The organism is Roseburia lenta, from assembly GCF_014287435.1.
Lineage (GTDB): Bacteria > Bacillota > Clostridia > Lachnospirales > Lachnospiraceae > Pararoseburia > Pararoseburia lenta.
On sequence record NZ_JACOPG010000001.1, the window covers coordinates 714,720 to 735,655 of the forward strand.

The 20,936-nt window shown below is 46.5% G+C and carries 22 protein-coding genes and 6 tRNA genes; 3 read left to right on the plus strand and 25 right to left on the minus strand.

What is annotated here, in order from left to right:
* Positions 1-97: 97 nt before the first annotated feature.
* The 9 genes from H8R94_RS03615 to H8R94_RS03655 all read right to left on the minus strand — a co-directional run bounded on the left by H8R94_RS03615 (position 98) and on the right by H8R94_RS03655 (position 7,317).
* Entirely contained in the window at positions 98-1,558 is a 1,461-nt protein-coding gene (locus tag H8R94_RS03615) for a hypothetical protein (RefSeq protein WP_186853919.1), read from the minus strand.
* On the minus strand, positions 1,536-3,044 hold the full coding sequence (locus tag H8R94_RS03620; RefSeq protein ID WP_186853920.1) for a hypothetical protein: 1,509 nt from the start codon (positions 3,042-3,044) through the stop codon (positions 1,536-1,538). The genes H8R94_RS03615 and H8R94_RS03620 overlap by 23 nt, the downstream gene beginning before the upstream one ends.
* A gap of 29 nt (positions 3,045-3,073) precedes the next feature.
* Positions 3,074-3,667, minus strand: a complete 594-nt coding sequence (locus H8R94_RS03625; RefSeq protein WP_186853921.1) for a hypothetical protein — start codon at positions 3,665-3,667, stop codon at positions 3,074-3,076.
* The gene (locus H8R94_RS03630; RefSeq protein ID WP_186853922.1) at positions 3,664-4,158 is read right to left on the minus strand and encodes a hypothetical protein; all 495 of its coding nucleotides are present in this window, start codon (positions 4,156-4,158) and stop codon (positions 3,664-3,666) included. Before H8R94_RS03630 ends, H8R94_RS03625 begins: the two co-directional genes overlap by 4 nt.
* Positions 4,159-4,167: 9 nt before the next feature.
* On the minus strand, positions 4,168-4,308 hold the full coding sequence (locus H8R94_RS03635; protein WP_158573012.1) for a hypothetical protein: 141 nt from the start codon (positions 4,306-4,308) through the stop codon (positions 4,168-4,170).
* A 133-nt stretch (positions 4,309-4,441) separates the two neighbouring features.
* Positions 4,442-4,777: a hypothetical protein gene (locus tag H8R94_RS03640; RefSeq protein ID WP_118534515.1), complete on the minus strand. Its 336-nt coding sequence runs from the start codon at positions 4,775-4,777 to the stop codon at positions 4,442-4,444.
* A 15-nt stretch (positions 4,778-4,792) separates the two neighbouring features.
* Positions 4,793-6,130 carry a hypothetical protein gene (locus H8R94_RS03645; RefSeq protein WP_118534514.1) on the minus strand — a complete coding sequence of 446 codons (1,338 nt, stop codon included), beginning with the start codon at positions 6,128-6,130 and terminating at the stop codon, positions 4,793-4,795.
* Entirely contained in the window at positions 6,105-7,142 is a 1,038-nt protein-coding gene (locus H8R94_RS03650) for an ATPase, T2SS/T4P/T4SS family (protein ID WP_158575117.1), read from the minus strand. The genes H8R94_RS03645 and H8R94_RS03650 overlap by 26 nt, the downstream gene beginning before the upstream one ends.
* A 10-nt stretch (positions 7,143-7,152) precedes the next feature.
* Positions 7,153-7,317: a hypothetical protein gene (locus H8R94_RS03655; RefSeq protein WP_158573010.1), complete on the minus strand. Its 165-nt coding sequence runs from the start codon at positions 7,315-7,317 to the stop codon at positions 7,153-7,155.
* Positions 7,318-7,600: 283 nt separating this feature from the next.
* On the opposite strand from H8R94_RS03655, the gene H8R94_RS03660 reads away from it, so the two are divergent.
* On the plus strand, positions 7,601-8,122 hold the full coding sequence (locus H8R94_RS03660) for a peptidylprolyl isomerase (protein ID WP_118280748.1): 522 nt from the start codon (positions 7,601-7,603) through the stop codon (positions 8,120-8,122).
* 72 nt (positions 8,123-8,194) lie between these two features.
* Here H8R94_RS03660 and H8R94_RS03665 read toward each other — a convergent pair whose 3' ends face one another.
* From H8R94_RS03665 to H8R94_RS03680, 4 genes are read right to left on the minus strand one after another with little or no spacing between them, the layout of a single operon-like run.
* A complete protein-coding gene (locus H8R94_RS03665) occupies positions 8,195-9,385 on the minus strand; it encodes a hypothetical protein (protein ID WP_186853923.1) in 1,191 nt (396 codons plus the stop codon).
* Positions 9,386-9,404: 19 nt separating this feature from the next.
* Positions 9,405-10,232, minus strand: coding sequence for an energy-coupling factor transporter transmembrane component T family protein (locus H8R94_RS03670; RefSeq protein WP_118534511.1), 828 nt, complete (start codon positions 10,230-10,232; stop codon positions 9,405-9,407).
* Positions 10,232-11,932: an ABC transporter ATP-binding protein gene (locus H8R94_RS03675; RefSeq protein WP_178009501.1), complete on the minus strand. Its 1,701-nt coding sequence runs from the start codon at positions 11,930-11,932 to the stop codon at positions 10,232-10,234. The genes H8R94_RS03670 and H8R94_RS03675 overlap by 1 nt, the downstream gene beginning before the upstream one ends.
* Positions 11,933-11,953: 21 nt before the next feature.
* Complete coding sequence (locus tag H8R94_RS03680) at positions 11,954-12,505, minus strand: ECF-type riboflavin transporter substrate-binding protein (protein WP_118280744.1); 552 nt, start codon at positions 12,503-12,505, stop codon at positions 11,954-11,956.
* Positions 12,506-12,705: 200 nt separating this feature from the next.
* Between H8R94_RS03680 and H8R94_RS03685 the strand changes: the two genes are divergently transcribed.
* Positions 12,706-12,948: a hypothetical protein gene (locus H8R94_RS03685; RefSeq protein ID WP_118534509.1), complete on the plus strand. Its 243-nt coding sequence runs from the start codon at positions 12,706-12,708 to the stop codon at positions 12,946-12,948.
* 127 nt (positions 12,949-13,075) lie between these two features.
* The gene (locus tag H8R94_RS03690) at positions 13,076-13,420 is read left to right on the plus strand and encodes a hypothetical protein (RefSeq protein WP_186853924.1); all 345 of its coding nucleotides are present in this window, start codon (positions 13,076-13,078) and stop codon (positions 13,418-13,420) included.
* Between the two features lie 131 nt (positions 13,421-13,551).
* On the opposite strand, the gene H8R94_RS03695 is transcribed toward H8R94_RS03690, so the two are convergent.
* The 12 genes from H8R94_RS03695 to H8R94_RS03750 all read right to left on the minus strand — a co-directional run bounded on the left by H8R94_RS03695 (position 13,552) and on the right by H8R94_RS03750 (position 20,934).
* The gene (locus H8R94_RS03695) at positions 13,552-14,151 is read right to left on the minus strand and encodes a hypothetical protein (protein WP_186853925.1); all 600 of its coding nucleotides are present in this window, start codon (positions 14,149-14,151) and stop codon (positions 13,552-13,554) included.
* A 126-nt stretch (positions 14,152-14,277) separates the two neighbouring features.
* Positions 14,278-15,999 (minus strand): NADH-dependent [FeFe] hydrogenase, group A6, encoded by a 1,722-nt coding sequence (locus H8R94_RS03700; RefSeq protein WP_186853926.1) that lies wholly within the window; start codon positions 15,997-15,999, stop codon positions 14,278-14,280.
* On the minus strand, positions 15,993-17,834 hold the full coding sequence (locus H8R94_RS03705) for an NAD(P)-binding protein (protein WP_279286806.1): 1,842 nt from the start codon (positions 17,832-17,834) through the stop codon (positions 15,993-15,995). Before H8R94_RS03705 ends, H8R94_RS03700 begins: the two co-directional genes overlap by 7 nt.
* Before the next feature lie 222 nt (positions 17,835-18,056).
* Positions 18,057-18,129: transfer RNA gene (locus H8R94_RS03710), tRNA-Lys, on the minus strand.
* Between the two features lie 16 nt (positions 18,130-18,145).
* Positions 18,146-18,217 (minus strand) — tRNA-Gln (locus H8R94_RS03715).
* 32 nt (positions 18,218-18,249) lie between these two features.
* A tRNA-His gene (locus H8R94_RS03720) sits at positions 18,250-18,323 on the minus strand.
* Between the two features lie 81 nt (positions 18,324-18,404).
* Positions 18,405-18,478 (minus strand) — tRNA-Arg (locus H8R94_RS03725).
* An 11-nt stretch (positions 18,479-18,489) separates the two neighbouring features.
* Positions 18,490-18,560, minus strand: a tRNA-Gly gene (locus H8R94_RS03730).
* 7 nt (positions 18,561-18,567) lie between these two features.
* A tRNA-Pro gene (locus H8R94_RS03735) sits at positions 18,568-18,642 on the minus strand.
* 163 nt (positions 18,643-18,805) lie between these two features.
* A complete protein-coding gene (locus tag H8R94_RS03740; RefSeq protein ID WP_118280739.1) occupies positions 18,806-19,282 on the minus strand; it encodes a metallophosphoesterase family protein in 477 nt (158 codons plus the stop codon).
* Entirely contained in the window at positions 19,263-19,868 is a 606-nt protein-coding gene (locus H8R94_RS03745; RefSeq protein ID WP_118280738.1) for an XTP/dITP diphosphatase, read from the minus strand. The genes H8R94_RS03740 and H8R94_RS03745 overlap by 20 nt, the downstream gene beginning before the upstream one ends.
* Before the next feature lie 4 nt (positions 19,869-19,872).
* The gene (locus H8R94_RS03750) at positions 19,873-20,934 is read right to left on the minus strand and encodes an N-acetylmuramoyl-L-alanine amidase (protein ID WP_118280737.1); all 1,062 of its coding nucleotides are present in this window, start codon (positions 20,932-20,934) and stop codon (positions 19,873-19,875) included.
* Positions 20,935-20,936: the final 2 nt, after the last annotated feature.

Genomic DNA, 20,936 nt, shown 5'->3' on the forward strand with positions numbered 1-20,936 from the left:
CTCCTTTTTCTTTCTTATAATAATATCTCGTTATTTCATTTTATTATATATTTTTTCTTTTAGAAATCAAGCAATACCAAGGATATTCCTCGTATTTTCACTCGGATAAAGACAGTTCATAAGAAAAAACCGGCTCTTCCTCCTCCTGTGCCGTGAAAGTCTGTAAGATTTTCTCTTTACAGGCAGGATCGACATACCAAAGCGACTCCTCCATCAGCCCGCCTGCTTCTTCTGTCTTCTTATTATAATAGGTCTGGTCGATCTTTCGCAGTACAATGGCATTGCCATCCCGATACTGTCCCTGATAAATACCGCTTTCTGTGATGCCCATCTTGACCAGACGCTCTGTCATATTTCCGGCACCATCCACTGCCTTATAGCGTGCCGTCACATAGCCTTTCTCCCCCAGAGAAAGCAGCGTTTTTTCATCCGGCAGTTCCACATCCAGTACCAGATTTTCCCTATCCTCGGCATCACTTGCTCCGGCTGTTCTTAGGACTTCCTGTTTTGTCACCGCACCTGCCTTGACTTGATTTTTTGACCAGTAGCGGTTTTTTGCAGAGATCTCCGGCGGTCTGTCCCAGACACTGTAAAAGGTCAAGGGCTCTAATCTGCCGTCGACATCTACTTTTTCTGTTCCACTTTCCAAAGCCTGCATGCCCCAGGCATTTAAGTCTGCCGGGCTGCCGACAGCAAGCACATCCGCATCCTTATAAATGGCATCCTCCCGCATTGCCCAGCCCATATGGGCATAGGTCTTTCTTTCCAATACTTTCTCGGCAAAATTTTCATCCCATACCAGACTTTCTTCTATGCGCGCAAAGGTATTCTCCGGTAAAGAAACCGTCTTTTTACAATCACGGATCCTATAATCTTCCCCGGCAGTCTGACCGTTTCCACATATGAGAACATCCGCTATCACGTCATAGTTCGCATAAAAACAATAGTCCTTTGTGCATGCCTCTGCGGAAAACACCTTATCCTGTCCGATCTGCCAGAATTCCTCTGTCGTTTTGGCAGTCTGCCTCCACCCGGTCTGCTCCAGAGAAGTAAAGACTCTTCCATCATAAAAGACCGCTAAGGCAGGTGCACTTATGGTCTGCGCCTCTTTCCAGTACAGGGGCTTTTGCTCCGGCAGGGAAAATGTCACATGGGGATTGTCCAGATTTCCCTCAAAAGCAATCGTATATGTCTCAGATACAATGACCTGTCCGACAGACGCATTAGATCCTGTGCCCGCCCGCAGGATGGCAGACCGGTATTTCCCCTGCCCCGCATTCCAAGTCTTTGTATGCGTATTGGTCAGAGTAAATTTTTCTTTCATCCGGTCTGCCGTATTCTGGGTCTTATCATAATCGCAGGAAAGGACAAGCCTCCCCGGCTCCGGGCATTCTTCTTCCAACGTCAGAGAGATCTTTGAAAGATTTTGGGATAGCGCACCGGACAGTCTTAGGCTCCTGTCTTTTGCCAGCCATATCCCCTTGCCGCAGATGGCGATTTCCCCGGATAGATGATATTCTCCTTTTTGCAAAATATCATACGAGTTGTTTCTCTCCATCCTGCCATCTTTTTGCGCGCAGTATGCCCCATACATTGTCGATCCCCGTCCCATTATCATAGATGGCACAGGCGGTCACAGAGAGATTTCCGCTGTTGCAGATGGCAGTCGTATTATTGTGCAGACTGCTTTTTTCTATCTCTCCGGTCGGACGATTGAAAAAGCCATGTATCAGCCCATGTGTATTGCCATAGATCTTGCAGGCATCCAAAAGATAGGTAGACCATGGCTCATTTGCCGTAGCCAAAACGCCGGTCAGACTATCTTTGATATGACACTGGCGGATCTCAATGCGATTGGCAGCATTAAGCCACAGCCCGCAATTTGCCCCCTGCATACTGCATCCTTTGGCACTGCCGCTCGCCTGCCCCATATAGGCAATGCCCGCACCGCCATAGAGCCATTTACTGCCGTCATAGCGTGGTGCTTGCGCCGAACAGTCTGTCAGATACATTCCGCCATCCGTGACCATAAATCCCCAGGATGAGTCATAAGCCACGCAGTTATTGCAGATCAGCGTTGCTCCCCTGCCATCCGTATTCCTTGCAAAAAATGCTGCACCATCACAGTTATATGCCCGACAGTTGTTAAAGACGCCGACTGCCGGGAAGCCCGAGCCATTTTCCGATACGATATTAAACCCGGTGCCACCGCCCAGATGGTCTACCCCGATATAGCCATAATTCCAGTTATTGCAGATAGTCGTATCACTGCCATACCATGATGCATTGATACAATCCACGGCAGAAGAACCACCTTCCGCTGCTGCACCATTATTTCTGTGGTTGTTTCCATTGAGTGTCAGATTGCCCTCTGTGATCAGGGTTGCACCATTCTGCACCGTGACCATGGGTCCCGGCTGTGACAGATAATTGACCATCTGATGTCCGTTGCCGTTGATGGTAAAACAGGCACCGTCTGTGATCAGCCAGCGTTCTGTTATAGGAATATCCTCCAAGAGGACAAATTTTTTCGCCCCATTTAACCATGCGCCCACGACAAAATCCATCCAGGAAGAACACATCCAATAGTCGTAGAACCAGCCACCGCCATAACTTGTGACCGACATGCTCTGTTCCGGCATACTTATCCCGTCTTGCAACTCCGCGCCTGTGCCTTCCTCTACTGTCGCGGCTTGCGAATCTATGTCCGCGCGCGATTTCTCGTTTTCTGCGGTTTGCATCTCTTCGTCCGCGTATGTCACCTCGCTTTCTGTGTCTTCCATCTCTAAGTCATATCCTATCTGTCGGTCGTCTGCTTCTGCCGCCATTCCTTCCATGTTTGTCTTAGACATCGCCCCATCTTCCCGATCGAAAGCCAACTTTTCTGCATTCTGGTGCTCCACCAATTCCACCTCTGTGCTCTCTGCCCGAACCGGCAATACATTTCCACCGCCAGATATGACCGTAAGCACCAGCAAAAACATAGCACAAATCCTTTTCCCCTGTTTTCGTTTTTCCTGTTTTTCTCGCAATCTTCTTCTCATGGTTCCTCCCCATTTTTCTATGATCTCATTTACTCAAAACACGCATAATAGATCTGTGTTTCCTTTACCTGCGCAGGAAATGCTTCCCCACTCCACTGATCTGCCTGTCTTGACCAGCCTAAAAACTTTCGCCCCTCGACCGCCGGGGTCTGCGGTAAGATAAAGTCTGCTCCATCCTCTACCCGGTATGCCTGCCACAGTCTGTCATCCACATAAAAACGCACCTCATGATCTTCTGTTTCCATCTTCTGATCCCACAGGGCAGTTTTTATCACTTGACAGGTTCCCTCTGTTCCATTGGGATGCCGGTAGGTCTCGGTCACCCCCACGGACAGCAGACCATTTTTGCTATCCACGCCGTAGATCTCCACCTTACACTCCCCTTTGATTCCAAGCCCCTGCATTTTCTCTTTTAAGATCCGGCAAAAAGCATCCGCCCATGCCTCGTCATCCTTTATACTTTCTGCCTGCATCCATTGTTCCTGCATGGTCTGATCCAAAGCCAGACTGACCGCCTCCTCCAAGGTCTTTTCATGGTCTGTCCTTCCTTCGACGGTCAGAAACATGAGCACGGAAAGAAACAAGATCGCCGCAGAAACGATACCATACACGATATATTTCATCCTTGTTCTCCTTCTTCCACACGCAGATAGATCCAACCATTCTGACTTGCCCCCTGCGCATCCCAAAGCATGACTTTTGCCCGATAGATGCCGCTACGCTCAAAGCAATAGTTTTCTTCTCCCGCCGCATCTTCCTGCGCTTTTACCACTTCCCTGCTGTCGGTATCCTCGATCCAAAGGATGGAAAAAGACGCCTCCTCTCCCCTGGCATCCCTTGCTAAGATCATATCCTTTGCCTGATAGGACTTCCCGACCAAAAGCGTCTGCGTGGTTGCTGTCGGAACCGAATCTTCTTTTGCCCTTCGGATGGCTTGATCGGAAGTTGTCATCCCATATGTCTCCTGTCCCATCTTCTCTTTCATCTGCTTTCCCAGTGTCCGAGGCAGCCCCTTTTCTCCTGCAAAAGACAGGCAAAAGAATAAGGTCAGCAAAGCCCCTGCTACCACCATGGCAAGCAAAGTCCTACCATAGTTTCTTATAATTTCTGTCATATTCTCCCCTTATCCAAACATCTGCTCTAATGCCAGCGCCAACCCCATGCCAAAAGGACTTTTTATCTCTTGCCAGAACAAGATCCCCAACATGACGGTCGTAACGACCGCTAGCAACATTTCCCCATAAGTATCCATAATCTCTTTCATCCCACTTCTCCTCTCTTTACATACAAAATGCCTGTATTGCCAAAAGAAAGACGCCACAAATACTGCCGCCGATGACACTGTAAAAAAGCGCCATCCCATAATCCCGCATAATTTCCTGCATATAGTTCCCCCTTTACCATAAATCCACCGCAATCCTTCTGGTATTTTCCAGATCAAAAAAAGAAATCCCATAGTCATAGGTCAGCGTCATACTTCCATAGGCTGCCTGCTTACTTCCCCCCGGTCGATAAACTTCCACACTAAGGTCATAGTCCATTTCTCTTGCATCTGCCTGACAGGCTTCGATCACATCCTCTGCAAAATGTGCTGCCTCGATCCTTTCGGCACTGGCAGTCAGAAAGGCATTTGCATTTCGCGCTGATACCGATGTCGCCGTAATGCCGATTCCCGTAACCGTCAAAAGCATGAGACAGAAAACCCCGATAAATGATTTTATAATGACTTCCATAAACTTTCCCCTTTCCTACATCTGCAAGATACTGCTTGCCATCATGACATAAAAGAGCATGACCATATCCACTAACATCTTGGCTCCCCCGGTCAACTGCGGTGCTAAAAATAAGGCGTAGAGCCCACCTAAGGCATCCTCGTTTTTCATCTTCTGTGCCTGATCGAAAAGCAGTTGATTTCTACGGATAATATCACTGATCTGGCTGGACGCATTGCCCCCGGTGCCCTCCGACAAAGAATAAAGCATCTTCATGGAGGACTGTACTTCCGGCAGGGCATAGGTCTGCAAAAATGCCAGATAGGGCTCCATGTCTGTCGGTTTCTGCTGCAGATCCTGTATCAGTTGGCGCAGTTCCGGCTTTAAGAGCAGGGGCGCTTCCTCATAGGATTCCATGATCGCCACCTGCACATTTTCACTCTGCAGGAGCAAAGACACTTCTAAGAGCCACTGCGGAAAGACCTTTTGCAGGGCACGGGTCACCTTTCTTTTTGCAATGCCATAGCCCAATTCTCTTTTGCCTGCCGCATCACACCGCTTTACTTTTTCATACTGGCGGAGTAAGTCTTTCTCATCGCAGGTCTTTTCCATACTGCCACTTGCCAGTTTCTTATCCGCCACATAAAAGATCCACAGATCAATCAAAAGCGTGGCAAGGGTTGTGACCTTAACTAGGGCATAATCGGAGATTGTCATAGAAATGCCGTTTGCCACATAGACAAAGGCAGAACACAAAAGCAAAGATACGACGACCGAGACCAAGATCTGCGTCCGCTTTCTCTTTTTCTCCTTTAAAAGTTCATATTCCCGGTCTGCCCACATGCGCCTGGCATCCAGCATCAGTAAGATAGCATCCCCATATTCTCCCCCATTTTGTTCTACCTGCAAGGCAAAACGGTGCATGGTTGCCATCTGCTGCAGGGGATATTCCTGCTCGATACGCGACAGCGCCTTCGCCTCCACCTGATTTTCCCCATAGGTCTTTTCAATATAGGTGATCGCATCCCTGATACAGGTATGCATCCTGCCCTTTGCCAAAAGTTTTTCTACATCCTTTAAGGTCACCAGCACCTTGCCCGATTTTTGAAAAGAGTACAAAAACTGCTCCATATAGGTGTTTGCTTCCACAAACTGCAACTGCCCATAGCGGTTGCGATAGAGATTGCGCAGAAAAAAGGGAAACAGAAAGGCACACCAGCCACACAAAAGGACAAGATAGATCCCATCCAGATGAAAATACCGCCCCAGCAAAAGGGCAAATGCCACCACAACACCATACATCCCCAGACTTTTCTTCCAGGAAAAAACATAGCCATATTGATACAATTCATCCCATAGCAACTTTCGCTTCATAATACGTTCCCTTCCTCTCTCCCCATGCATCGGAAATCACTTTTCCATCTTCTACCACGATCTGCACCTGATTTTTTCCATCTTCTCTGGAAAAAAAGCAGACCTGATCGATATATCTGCTGATCTGATAACGCTCCATGCTATCTTCCCAGCCGCGCCTGCGCACCAGAATTCCAACATCAATAAAGGAATAAATATCATTTTCCATGCGTCCGGCATCCCGCTCATTTCCCGCCATATTTAACATACGATCCGGTATCTTTCTCACATCCGACGTGTGCAGAGTCGTCATGCCGTGTACCCCCGTACTCAGACACTCCATCAGATAGACCACTTCCTTAGACCTAGTCTCCGAGAGCATGATCCACTTAGGATTCAGGCGCAGACAGGTCTTGATCGCCTGCGTGTAGTCCATCTGCCGGTTGATCCGCAGTTCCAGACAATCATGGTCTGGATGCATACTGGGATAATGCCATTCCGTCGTATCCTCGATCGTGATCACACGCTCATCCTCCGGGATATAACCGGATAAAAATTTACAGAGTTCCGTTTTGCCCGCTCCCGGTTCGCCTACCACTACAATATTTTTATGGTCTGCCACACAGGACAAAAGCAGGTCTAAAACCTCCTCTTTGCAATAGCCTTCTGCGATCATCTGTCTGGCATGCAGCCGCACATAGGGCAGGGACTTGCGGATGCAGATGCTGCGCCCGGTCAGACACACAGACTCATGCACAATGGTAATGCGCAGACTTGCCGTCTCTGCCTCCAAGACCGGATTTTGCCGGTTGAATGCCTTGCTCACACCATTTGCCACGCGCCCGGTAAACTGGTCCACGAAATCCTGACTTAAGATCAGATCTTTGCATACATGACGACAATTATCGCTGTCCGTGATCCAGACCTCTCTGCCGTTGTAATCCACATCCGTCACATCATCATCGATAATATAGGGATAAAGCGGTCCGAAAAAATCACCACTTTTACCCAATGCGATCATCCGTTCACTCATGTCGTCCCCCTTACAGCGCATTCTTCGTGAAGAAATACGTCAGTAACTGGGAAAAAGCCCCACCGACAATACTGTTTTGATCCTTACCGATCAGTGTCGAAACCAAGATCAACATTGCTCCGATCACAACCACGGTGATCATAGCTGGTCCATATTCTTTAATAATATCCTGCATATTCTCTCATCCTTTCATTTTTGCATAAAAGGACATAAAGCATACCCAAATCGGAATAAGCCGGCGATACGCCGTCGAAAAAAGATGCCATCTCATAAGATGGTGAGATTGATATTAACAAGTCTTTTTCCTTTTGGCAAGACCTTTTTGAATTATTTTAAAAGTCTGACAAAAGCCAATATTATTTTTTCTTTACTCCATCCCTCATATGACCTATAATATATTGCATATTTCGTTGTTGTTATCGGCAGCGACAATTTTTTAGAAAGAAGAGGTATTTCATATGGCACAGAATCCTATCGTAACCATAGAAATGGAAAATGGCGACATCATGAAAGCAGAATTATATCCTGATGTTGCACCAAACACAGTCAACAACTTTATCTCCTTGGTAAACAAGGGCTACTATGATGGTATTATCTTCCATCGTGTGATCCGCGGCTTTATGCTGCAGGGCGGCGATCCGACCGGCACAGGTACCGGCGGTCCTGGCTATTCCATTGCCGGAGAATTTTCTCACAATGGTTTCCAGAATGACCTCAAGCATACACCGGGTGTCCTTTCCATGGCACGCACCATGGTCCCGGATTCCGCTGGCAGCCAGTTCTTTATCATGCACCAGACCAGCCCACACTTGGACGGCGAGTACGCGGCCTTTGGTCAGATCATCGAGGGCATGGATGTAGTCAACAAGATTGCTGAGACCGCAACCGATTACTCTGATCGTCCTTTAGAGGAACAGAAAATGAAAAAAGTGACCGTCGAGACTTTCGGCGTAGATTATCCGGAACCGGAAAAATGCTAATAAGCTAATAAAAAGACAGATGCCTGGGCGCTTATCTTGCACCAGAGCATCTGTCTTTTGTATTGTCATTTTTTATTTGTCATCATCCATAAATACCGAGAAAGATGTTTTGCCTAATACATCATTGACAAAGCCTTCGGTATCGTCTCGTACCTCTTTCCAGTCAAGGGCTTCCAGATTATGAATGTAGTCCGCCTGATCGCCGAAAAGATCCGGCAGTCCTTCGGTCACCTCCCTCATCTGCCCTTTAAAATATCCTTTTGCCATCGTATCTCCGTCACAGGTCATGACCATATCGGTAGCCTTCAGGCTAAATCCATCCTCTGCCTCCTGCCATGTGATATGGGATGTCATCTTGTACTGTTTGCCGGTATTGGCATAGTAGGTCATTTCCGCATCGATCCAATGAGAATAGTCGGGATTGCGCACCATCTTCATTTCTACGCGCTCATCGTCCGGCAGTTCATAATACATATAGGCAGTGCCGACATCCTCGCCATCAACGACCATGGATGCACCATCTAAGACATCCGACATATCCACAGAAAGCCTGCGCAAATGGTTGTGCTTGGTCAGATACATGGAGCAGACCACATCATAATCCGGGGCATCAATTCCTAAAAGATCCCAGATAAACTGTCCACATCCCTGCGGAATGGTGATCACAAACTCCTCACTGACCGTGCCATCTTCATCTTCGATGGTCTTACCCGTCTGATCGATGGAGATCTGCTTGGTCAGGTCTGCAATATCCTGCATATGATCCTTGAACCATGTTTTATCGATATCAGAAGTCAGATCCGGCATTTTCAAAAAGAGATCCTGCCCCGTCGGGAAGGCATAGCCAATATCATCCCCCAAAAGCGGGGCTTCCATGTAGACCGTCTGATCCTCTGCATAAAAATCCAACTCGCCCATATCGACCCACAAAAGATCCATATCCATCTTGGAAGAAATGCGCTTTTGTGCAAAAGACCGCTTGGCATCCACATCAAAATAGATGGAAGATTTTACCTGCTGCATACCGGAAAGTCCTACTTTACCGGTCAGTTCGGTATCTCCATTGCCATAGTCACGGCACATCTCCATAATATCAATATCATGCAAAAGATAGCCCGGATTTTTCAGTGTGACCTCCATAAAATAAATGGAGGATAAAAGTAAGCGGGAACTTGGTTGCTGCGCCCAAGTATAAAATGCCCCACCGGCGACCACGATAAGTGCTGCCAAAATCCCTAATATGATCTTGCCTCTTTTTTTCATAGGCCTTCCCTACCTTGTCTTAAATAAATGGATTATAAAATCTGCTTCCATCATGATATGTAACCACAAGTGCTATGACCATAACGACTAGAGTTACGATCATGACCGCATAGTCTGCTTTTGCAAGTTTGCGCCCCATATACCAGGTACGCTTTTTATTTTTTCCATACCCACGCAACTCCATGGCATTGCTGACCGTGTCGATCCGATCCATACTGGTAAAGATCAATGGGAAAATGATGGCTGACACATTTTTGATTCGATCCATCAGTTTTGCCTTGCCGGACATCTCGATTCCGCGCGCTTCCTGTGCATTTTTGATTTTGTGGAAATCATCCTGCACATCCGGGATATAGCGGAGCGCGATCGCCATCGCATAACCGATATTATAACTTACGCCAAGTTTATTCAATGATGCCGCAAGTTCGGATGGATTGGTCGTGATGATGAACATAAATACCGCCGGCACGATCGTAAAATACTTGAGCACAACATTGAGTTCATAGAACAACTGCTCCTGGGTCACCACCCAGCGGCCGCCCAGACTGTAAAGGATGTGCTCTGTGCCATAGATCTTTGTTCCCTGTCCCGGTGCAAAGATAAAAATAGCCAGAATGTTGATGATCATAAATACCAATATCACCTTAAAAACGGAACCAACCTGTTCCCAACTGGTCTTGGATAGTTTAAACAAGATTAAACTGGTCGCAAGCATAATGGCAAGCACCCTGGTATCATAGGTCAACATACAGGTGATGGTCCATGCCAGAAAGAAGATCAGCTTGGTAACGCCACACAGATCTTCCATCCATGTTCCTTTTTCTTCATAAGAAAATAATTTTGCCATTATCTCACCGTCCTTTCGTAGTTGATAAAGCATTCAACAAACGCAGACGGTGACGGGATACCGCATTTTTCTGCCATCTCATAAAGTGAAGTCTGCTTTAAGTATGCCCGATCTGCGATCTGCCCATTCGTCAGGATATTTGCCGGTGTGTCGTCCGCGATCATCTGTCCGTCCGCGATCACAATGGCACGATCCGTATATTCCAGCATCAAATGCATATCATGCGTGATCATAATGATGGTGGTACCAAATTCTTCGTTTACCCGTTTTAAGAATTCCATGATCTCCGTATAGTGACGGTAATCCTGTCCGGCTGTCGGCTCATCTAAGATCATGATCTGTGGGTTCATGACTAAAATAGAAGCAATAGTCACACGCTTCTTTTGTCCGAAACTCAGGGCTGAGATCGGCCAGTTACGGAAAGGATAAAGACCGCAGATCTTGAGTGTTTCATAGACTCTTTCCTTGATCTCATCTTCCGAGACACCGCGCACGGCAAGACCCAAAGCCACCTCATCATAGATCATTGCCTTGGAGATCATCTGATTTGGATTTTGCATGACAATACCGATCTTTTCGCCACGCTCCTTGATGGAAAGCGGTGCGATATCCTGACCATCCAAGAGGATCCTGCCCTTATCCGGCTGCAAAAAGCCACAGATCAGGCTGGAAAGAGTCGTCTTTCCGGCACCATTTTTTCCAACAATGCTGATCATTTCGCCTTTATTTACCGAAAAATCAATATCCTGTAAGATCGGGTGCTTGGCATCATAGGAAAAATCCAAATGCTCTACGGCAAGAGCCACCTGGCTATTTTTTCCCTTTGCCGGTGTCTGGGCACTGGCAAACCATTCCTGTACCTGTCCTTTGTAGGCAGAAAAATCCATGGTCTCCACATGTGCCGGACGATCTTTTTCGGAAATCGTGCAGCCTGCATGCTTCAATGCCGTCACATAAAGCGGTTCACGGATGCCCTCTTTCATCAGTATATCACAAGATAAAAGTTGATCCGGTGTCATATCCGCAACAATCCTGCCATCACCCACGACCACAATACGGTCTACATCCTTATATAAAGCATCTTCCAAACGGTGCTCAATGATAAGGATGGTCTTATTCTGTTCTTTTTGGATGGAATCGATCAATGCGATCGCGCGTTTTCCTGTTGCCGGATCCAAATTGGCAAGTGGCTCATCAAAAAGCAGAATATCCACGTCATCGATCATGACGCCTGCCATAGACACACGTTGCTTCTGTCCACCTGACAATGCTCCCGGTGCATGGTGCAAAAGATTTTTCACATCCACCATATCGGCAATCGCATCCACACGTCTGTGCATCTTTTCTTCTTCCATACAGTCGTTTTCCAATACAAAGGCGATATCTTCCGCTACCGTCAGTCCGATAAACTGTCCATCTGTGTCCTGTAAAACAGTGCCGACCATCTTGGATAGGCCAAAAATGCCCAGGTCTTTCGGTTCCTTTCCTCCAATATATAACTCACCGGTACTCTCTCCTGCATATGAAAAAGGAACCAATCCGTTGATGCAGTTGGCAAGTGTTGATTTGCCTGACCCGGATGGCCCTATAATAAGAATTTTTTCTCCGGGATAGACGCTAAGGTCAATATCCCGGAGAGTTGGTTCTACCTGTGAATTGTACTTAAACGAATAATTTTTAAACTCGATAATAGGTTCCACAATCACATTCCCTTTTAATAATTAGTCTTCTTTTGTAAGGCTTGATGACTTTGCACCAATCTTAGTATAACCCATGCCAAGCAGAGTTCCAAGAATTGCTGTAATAATAATATTTGCTACAAATGCACATGCACCCTGTGCAAATACCTTATTGGTAGGCTCTGAATAGATGACAATGTCTAGTACCGGAGCAACGAGAATCCATGCAACCGCATTTGTTACAATCTGTACTATATTAAAAAGTACAATTGCTTTACGATCAAATCCGCCTTCTTTGATCTGATACTTCTTAGCGAAAAGGCCTACGCCGATACCAATCACAGCTTCTGGAATAACCCAGCTCCACCAGATACTACCATAAAACATAGCATCGCCAAGTGCATGACCAAGAATACCTACAATGCCACCAACAACTGGTCCAAATACTGCTGCTAAAAATGCAAGGACTGCTGCTCTTGGCTGTAATGAAGTGTTAGGAATAATTCCCAATGGAATCTGCACCTCTGTAAGCACGATAAAGAGTGCTGTTCCGATACCGGTCGCAACGACTTCTTTAATACCAAACTTTTTCATTGAATTTTCCTCCTTGTTTGTATAATACTGCCTTATTATATGTTATCTTGACATTTTTCTCAATGTCCTTTTACACAAAAAATGCCGCAAATCCGTAGGATTTTTGGCATTTTGCAAGATTTTGCTGTGTTTCCATAGTATTTTGATAGGATTTTGGCAGTTTGGATTTTCTGCGAAAGAATCGAGCGGAGGTGTTACGCGTGTGCTTATTTGAATACGATCAGGAAAAACATATCAAAATGGAAAAAGCAGAGTCCTATCAGGACGGAATCGCCTTAGGGGAAGAACGCGGTAAGCGACTTGGACAGGAAATGGGGCAGGATATCATCAATCGTCTGAACCAGTCTTTGATAGCCGATAATCGTCTGGAAGATTTGACGCGCAGTGTTCAAGATCCAATATATCAGGAAGAATTGTTAAAAGAATATGATATCTTGATGTAAGGTATTTCAAAAAGAGCGTAGGGAGATTTCAATCCCTACGCTCTCTTCTTTTGCTCAATTAATACGATAAGATGTAGATTGCGTTATGTGACTAACGCGCTCCCTTAACTCTGAGATTACTGAAGTAATGAAAGAACACCCTTCAGCAACAGATGTAAAATCTACAAAACAATCTGATGGAACAACTACCGCAACTAAGTATTTTGCAGACGCAGCAAAGTCAGTTGAAATAACAACTGCAAGTGGTATGGTTAGAAGCGAAAATGTAAATGGCACTCTTAACTTCAATTTACATGTAGGTGCAGATTCGTCATCTGACAACAAGATTGGTGTCCAGATTGATGCAATGAGCGCGACAGGAATTGGTGTTAAGGGTCTTAAGGTTGATACAGAGGATGATGCTACTGCAGCTATTGATACTATTTCACAGGCTATCCAGTCTACACAGGATGTTCTTTCCTTACTTCAGTAGTCCAAGCGTTAAAACGAGCGTATAATTACATGGAACGATGTATATCACGAAGTAATAATTGAGCAAGTGAAAAGAGGTCACTGGGAAATGCTTTTGCAAATCCCTGCGACCTCTTTTACACTTTTCAATCATTAGCCAGCCGATGACAAGCCATTCATCTTTTCTAATCTGATAATACGCTCCGAATGATCGGATACAACCGACTTCAAAACATCTGTATCTGTTTTCATCTGCTCATGGCTCTCGATGGATATTTCATACTTTCTGTACTCCGTATTGACAACCTTGCACAGATCTTTCAGACTCGGCACAACATAATTTTCAAGAAGTAACTCGACATTTGTCATACGCTCCTTTAAGCCTTGTGTTTCCGTCTTGAGTCCTTGCATCTCTGACTTCAAACTTTGTGTCTCTGTCTTGAGTCCTTGCATCTCTGACTTCAAACTTTGTGTCTCTGTCTTGAGTCCTTGCATCTCTGACTTCAAACTTTGTGTCTCTGCCTTTTGCTCTGCCATATCTGACTTTAAGTTAGATACATCCTGCTTTAGCCCTGATACATCCCGCTTTAGCCCTGATACATCCTGCTTTAATCCTGAGATATCAGCCTTGATCGGATTCAACTTTTCATCAAGTTTCTGATCCAGTTTTTCATCCAACTTTTTGTCTAACTTCTCATCCAGCATATCTGACATGACCCTAGTCATGGCTACCAGCAATTCTTCATTTGTCATAACTCTGCCCCCTTTCCTACAAATTCCCCTTGGTAAATAATATCCGTTGATATGCTACTGATTGTACTATCCCCTATCAGAAATTGCAAGAAACTTTTTCATAAATGACACAATGCGTGTATCTTCTTATAAATCCCATTCCGCCTGTCTGGTGTGCAAAAGTTCATGCGACTTATGCGACAGTGGCCGATCTAAGAATTTATCATAAGCCTGGACGATCGCCGGATTTTCATGTGAAAAGCGCAACTGGCTTCCCTTATCCAGCGCATACAACTTCTGTCCACGCTGACATGCCAATTCCAAGCCATCATGGATCGGTTGTCCACCGCCTCCGGCACATCCGCCCGGACAGGCCATCACTTCTACGAAATCATAAGAGACCTCGCCTCTGCTGACGCGCTCCATCAGATTTCTGGCATTTCCCAGTCCACTGACTACGGCTGCATGCACCGGCGTACCGGCAATATCCACGGTCACTTCCCGAATGCCATCTTCTCCACGTACAATAGAAAAATCATCTGCCCCCGGATTCTTTCCGGTCACAAAATAGTATGCACTACGAAGTGCTGCCTCCATGACTCCACCGGTCGCACCAAAGATCACACCCGCTCCGGTACCAATACCAAGTGGTTCGTCAAAAGCATCTTCTTCCAAGGTATCGATATTGACCTGGGCTGCACGAAGCATACGGATAAACTCTCGCGTTGTAAGCGAAACATCGACATCCCGATCTGCTCCACTGTCATTGACCTGTGGCACTGCACATTCATACTTTTTGGCAGTACAAGGCATGATGGAAACACAGGTGATCTTGTCCGGTGTCACACCCAAGATATCTGCATAATAAGTCTTTGCAATGGCTCCAAACATCTGCTGTGGCGATTTTGCTGTAGATAAATTGTCTACATAATCCGGGAACTGCGATCTCATAAAGCGTACCCAGCCCGGACAGCAGGACGTAAACATTGGCATTTTTGCATCTTTTTCATGTGAAAGACGCTCCAACAACTCATGCCCTTCTTCCATAATTGTCAGATCCGCAGAAAAATCCGTATCAAAAATATAATCAAATCCAATCTGTCTTGCGGCAGACACCATTTTCCCTACTGTCGCCTGCTCTGTAGAAAGCCCAAAGCCCTCGCCCCATGCGGCACGAACTGCCGGAGCGATCTGGGCGATCACGATCTGATCCGGATCCATAATGGCATCCATGACCTTAACCGTATCATTTCGTTCACGAAGTGCACCGGTCGGGCAATGTGTGATGCATTGTCCACAAAGGGCGCAATCCATATCTTCGATATTTTGCATATCTACCGTGCTTACACTGGTACGTTTGCCTGTATTGATAATGTCCCACACGCCCATGGTCTGGATCTTGTCGCAGACCTGCACACAGCGCATACATTTGATACATTTTGCAGAATCACGGATGATCGGGAAAGAATGATCCCATGGCTGGTTCTCGATCTCGATCTTGTATGGGATTTCAATAATATTCAACTCTCTGGCAAGTCTCTGCAGATTACAATCATTGCCTCTTACACAGGTGGCACAGCGAAAATCATGCTGTGATAAGATCAATTCCACGTTGGTACGTCTTGCAGACTGCACCTTGGGACTGTTGGTAAAGATTTCCATACCCTCTTCCACCACATTATTACATGCAGCAACAAGATTCTTTTTCCCACCGATCTCCACTAAGCAAACACGGCATGCGCCGATCTCATTGATCTCTTTTAAATAGCAGAGCGTAGGGATGCGAATGCCTTTTTCTCTGGCGGCATCCAAAATCGTCGTGCCTTTTTCTACCTGAATTTCTATTCCGTTAATCTTGGCATTTACCATCTTAATTCCCTACCTCCTCTCAGTACTCCACATCCATAGTGATCGCAGCGCAGACATCTGGCTGCTTCCTGAATCGTTTCTTCACGGCTCATAGCATTCTCAATGCCGTCAAAATCGTTCTTGCGTTCACACGCTTCTCTTTCTGTCAAATGGATACGTCCACTTGGCAACTTGTCATTCATAAGAGGAGATGGGATATCCACATCTACGGTGATCTCGTGATGATATCCCAGATATTCATCAATATTGGCAGCCACGACCTTGCCTGCTGCAATCGCCTTGATCACGGTTGCCGGTCCGGATACGCAGTCTCCACCGGAAAATACGCCAGGATTTCCTGTTGTCTTACCGCCCTCATCCGTGATGATACGGTTCCATTTGGTCGAAATGCCCTGTTCTTCAAACTGCTCACTCTCGATATCCTGTCCGATGGCAACCAGAATGATATCTGCCGGCATGCGGATTGGATCCTTGTCCGCCTTATTGGACTTTGGTCTTCCATTGCGGTCATAAAGCCCACTGATCTGCGGCTGCGTCCAGAGTGCCACTGCCTTGCCTTCTTCATCTGCTTCCACGCGAAGCGGTGCCTGCAGGGTAAATAATTCCACCCCTTCCTCAATGGCTCCACGCACCTCTACCGGTGATGCTGTCATGTCTTTTTCCTGACGTCTGTAAATGATGCTTACCTTTTCCGCATTGGCACGAATAGCTGTTCTCGCACAGTCCATGGCAACATTTCCACCACCGATAACGGCTACCTTTAGTCCGCTAAAGTCTAAGCGCTTTTCCAGTCCCACGTCGCGCAGCAGATTGACTGCTGAGATAACGTTCAGGCTGTCTGCTCCTTCAATGTCAAAATTCTTGTCAGTCTGTGCACCGATGGAAATATAAATGGCATCGTATTCCTTTTCCAGATCTTCCATTGAAATATCACGTCCGATCTGTGTATTTAGGCGCACTTCCACACCGGTCTTTAATATGTAATCAATATCCTGCGCCAGACGTTTTCTCGGGAAACGATAATTTGGAATACCATAGCGAAGCATTCCTCCAAGTGCCGGTTTCTCCTCAAATACCACAGTCTGATGTCCCATCAGTTGCAGGAAATAAGCTGTCGTAAGTCCACTTGGTCCGCCACCGATGATGGCGATGCGCTTCCCTGTAGGCTCTGCCTTTGGCGGTACCGGAATGGAATCCAGATCTGCAAAATCTACGGCAGACCGTTTGAGTCCGCGAATATTGACAGAAGAATCCAGCATGTTTCTACGGCATCTCTGCTCGCAAGGATGCTCACAGATCAATGCACACGCCACCGGAAACGGATTATCTTTTCGGATCAGACGCACAGCATCCTCATATCTGCCCGCTCCGGTAAGAGCGATATAGCCCGGAATGTCTACATGTGCCGGGCACTGGTCGATACATGGGATCGGCTGTTCAAAACTACCGCTGCATCTGTGATGCTTTACATGCGAAATATAGTCCTCCTGCAATCCGTCCAAGCCCACAAGCACCATACGTGCCGCCTCAAATCCGATTGCACAGTCTGCTGACAACTCGATATTCTTTGCTGTCTTTTCGATCAGAGCCAGTGTATTCTCTGTCGCCCGATTGTTCAGGACATCCTCCAACAGATCCTCCAATTTTCCCAAGCCGTCCCGGCATGGCACACACTTTCCGCAACTCTGCGCATGGCATACTTTTAACATGGCAAGCTGCATCTCCACCAGACAAACTCCCGGTGGGCTGGCGATGATACGCTGCTTAAATTCCTTGGCAAGTGTCAAGGTCGTAGACGATGCACGATCATCTGTCATAACCGTTAATCTACTCAATGTAAAATCCCCCTTTACTTTTTCTTCGCCTTTTCAGAACTACCCCTTTATTCTAAAAAGACCTTTCATACTTATGTAATTTTTATTATACAGGTGGGGAAAAACGATAGCAAGAATTGATAATTTTTTCACGTTGTTTTTGAGAAAAAGAATATGACAAAAAACCGCTGCAAGCCTTGATTTTACAAGGTTTTGCAACGGTTTTTCAATGTTTTCAAGAAATGAGACACGGGGGATTCGAACCCCCGACAACCTGATTAAAAGTCAGGTGCTCTACCAACTGAGCTAGTATCCCATGTTATAAAAGATAGCTGGGCTAGCAGGATTCGAACCTGCGAATGCTGGAATCAAAATCCAGTGCCTTACCGCTTGGCGATAGCCCAACAACTTCATAATGTTGCTCTATCGCAACAAAGGTGGATAAAGGGATTCGAACCCTTGGCCTCCAGAGCCACAATCTGGCGCGCTAACCAACTGCGCTATACCCACCATATTGAGATGAGTAAGACAAGGTCTTACTTAAAAAATATTACTACCTCCTGCATAATGACAAGAAATAGTAACATCAAATGTGCTCGAAGGGATTCGAACCCCCGACCCACGGCTTAGAAGGCCGTTGCTCTATCCAACTGAGCTACGAACACATAAATAAAAGAGCGGGTGATGGGAATCGAACCCACGTATTCAGCTTGGAAGGCTGATGTTCTACCATTGAACTACACCCGCATACAAGTCGGGGTGACAGGATTCGAACCTGCGACCCCCTGGTCCCAAACCAGGTGCTCTAGCCAAACTGAGCCACACCCCGATGTATTACCGCGTCGTCTCTCCGTGACGCAAGTAATATTATATGGCAGAGTCAGATAAATGTCAACAACTTTTTTCACTTTTTTTATTTTCTTTTTCCAAGCCCTGCCAGTCCTTGCCACAGGCGGATTTCCCATCTTTCGTCATCTTATTTTTTGCAAAGATCACATATAGATCAGATTAAAATGCAGGTCTCCCTGTGGGTCTACATCCACGACCACATAGGAGGGTCTTCTGCCGTCCTGTCTCGGATAAGAGATACTTCCCGGATTGATGATGGTCATATCCTCCTCATACGTCACTTCCGGCACATGCGTATGCCCGTAGAATACAATGTCCGCACCTTTTTCCTTGGCAGCCTCCACAAGCATCTGCGTTCCATAATTTACATTATAATAATGTCCGTGTGTCAGCATGACTACATGACGTCCTACCTGCATCACCACTTCTGCCGGCAGATCACTTCCAAAGTCGCAGTTGCCGCGCACGATCTCCAGCGGACATTCCGCTACCGCCTCGATATAGTCCTCGCATCCTTCGCCATCGCCCAGATGATAAATGCGGTCCGGCATGACCCTTTCGATGGCGATATCCAGATTATCATGTTTTCTGTGTGTATCACTAACAACCAGTATTCTCATATTTGATCAATTCTTCCTTCATCTTACGCAATGCATTTCCACGATGGGAGATCGCGTTCTTTTCTTCGCGGGACATAGCCGCCGTACTGCATCCATAGGCATCTACATAAAAGATCGGATCATAGCCAAATCCATTCTCCCCCTCCGGCTCCCAACCGATATATCCCTCAATCGTGCCTCTTACCACCTTTTCGCTGCCATCCGGGAATACCGCTGCCACAGCACAGACAAACCGTGCCGTACGTTTCTCCTTCGGCACACCGTCCAGTCGCTCGATCAGATTGGCATTCTTGATGTCGTACGAGGTATCCTCGCCCATGTATCTGGCAGAATAAATGCCCGGTTCCTTGTTCAGATAATCGATCTCCAGCCCGGAATCGTCTGCAAGAACGATGGCATCCACCTGGTCTGCGATGGCTCTGGCTTTGATCAGGGCATTTTCCTCAAAGGTCTTTCCATCTTCCACGATATCCACAGAAATCCCTGCCTCTTTCATAGAAAGGATCTCATAGCCCAGATCTTCGTAGATTTCACGGATCTCCCGCATTTTGTTTTGATTGCCTGTAGCAAAAATAATTTTTTTCATGGTCTTACTCCTCCAATGTCTGGAGCACAGCCTGTGCAAGTGCTTTTGCGGCTGCCTCCTGATATTCATCACTCTTTAATTTATCCAGTTCTTCCTGATTTGTCATAAATCCGATCTCCACCAAGGCTACCGGCATCTGCGCCGTCCGAATGATATAAATATCATCCCCCACGACAACGCCCTTGCTCCCGGAACCAAGTGTCTGTAAAAGTTGATCCAGACAGGTCTGGGCAAAGGCTTTGGACGCCCCGCTTTCATCTGCTGCATGATACATGACCTCGGTACCATTGATCCCGGACATCCTGCCGCTCGCCGTCGTATTGTTGTGGATGCTCAGGAAAAGATCTGCCTGCAAAGTATTAGCAAGCCCTACTCTTTTTTCCAGTGACAGGCTGCTGTCATCGGTTCGCGTATAGAAAATACCTATCTTGTCCTGATCTTTAAAATACGGCAGGATCTTTTTTGCGATCGCCAGATCAATGTCTTTTTCATCGGTTCCCAGAACTTCTGCTCCCGGATCACTGCCACCATGCCCGGCATCAATGACCACGATCTTATCATAGCGATCTCTGGGTGCCACAAAATCCATATAAAGATAATGGTCCTGCCAGGTCACATCCGTAATATAGACATTATCCAAAAGGATATCGATCAGCCCCTTTTTATTTTCCACATCATATTTGATGTCGTCAATATGGTCGCTGCTGCCGATCATGGGATAATCATAAAAATAGGACTGGCTGATCTCCGGTATATAGATCCGCACCTCTTGATCCACATAATTCTGCTCGATACTAACATCTGCGGTCTTTACTTCCTCCGGGATCTCCAGACGCAACTGTCCCTGCATCTCGATGTCCTGCTGCCCCTCTTTTAAAACGGCGGTCTCCGCCTGCATCAGGGATAAGACCGACTCGCCTTTTTCCACCTGTGTGGCATATTGCAACTGCTTCTGCTGCGCCCACACATGCAGATCCGGGATGCCCAGGAAAATACCACAGACTGCTACGCTTAATACAAGCAATATGGTCGCGACCAGACCCACGACTTTTTTTTCTAACTTCATCC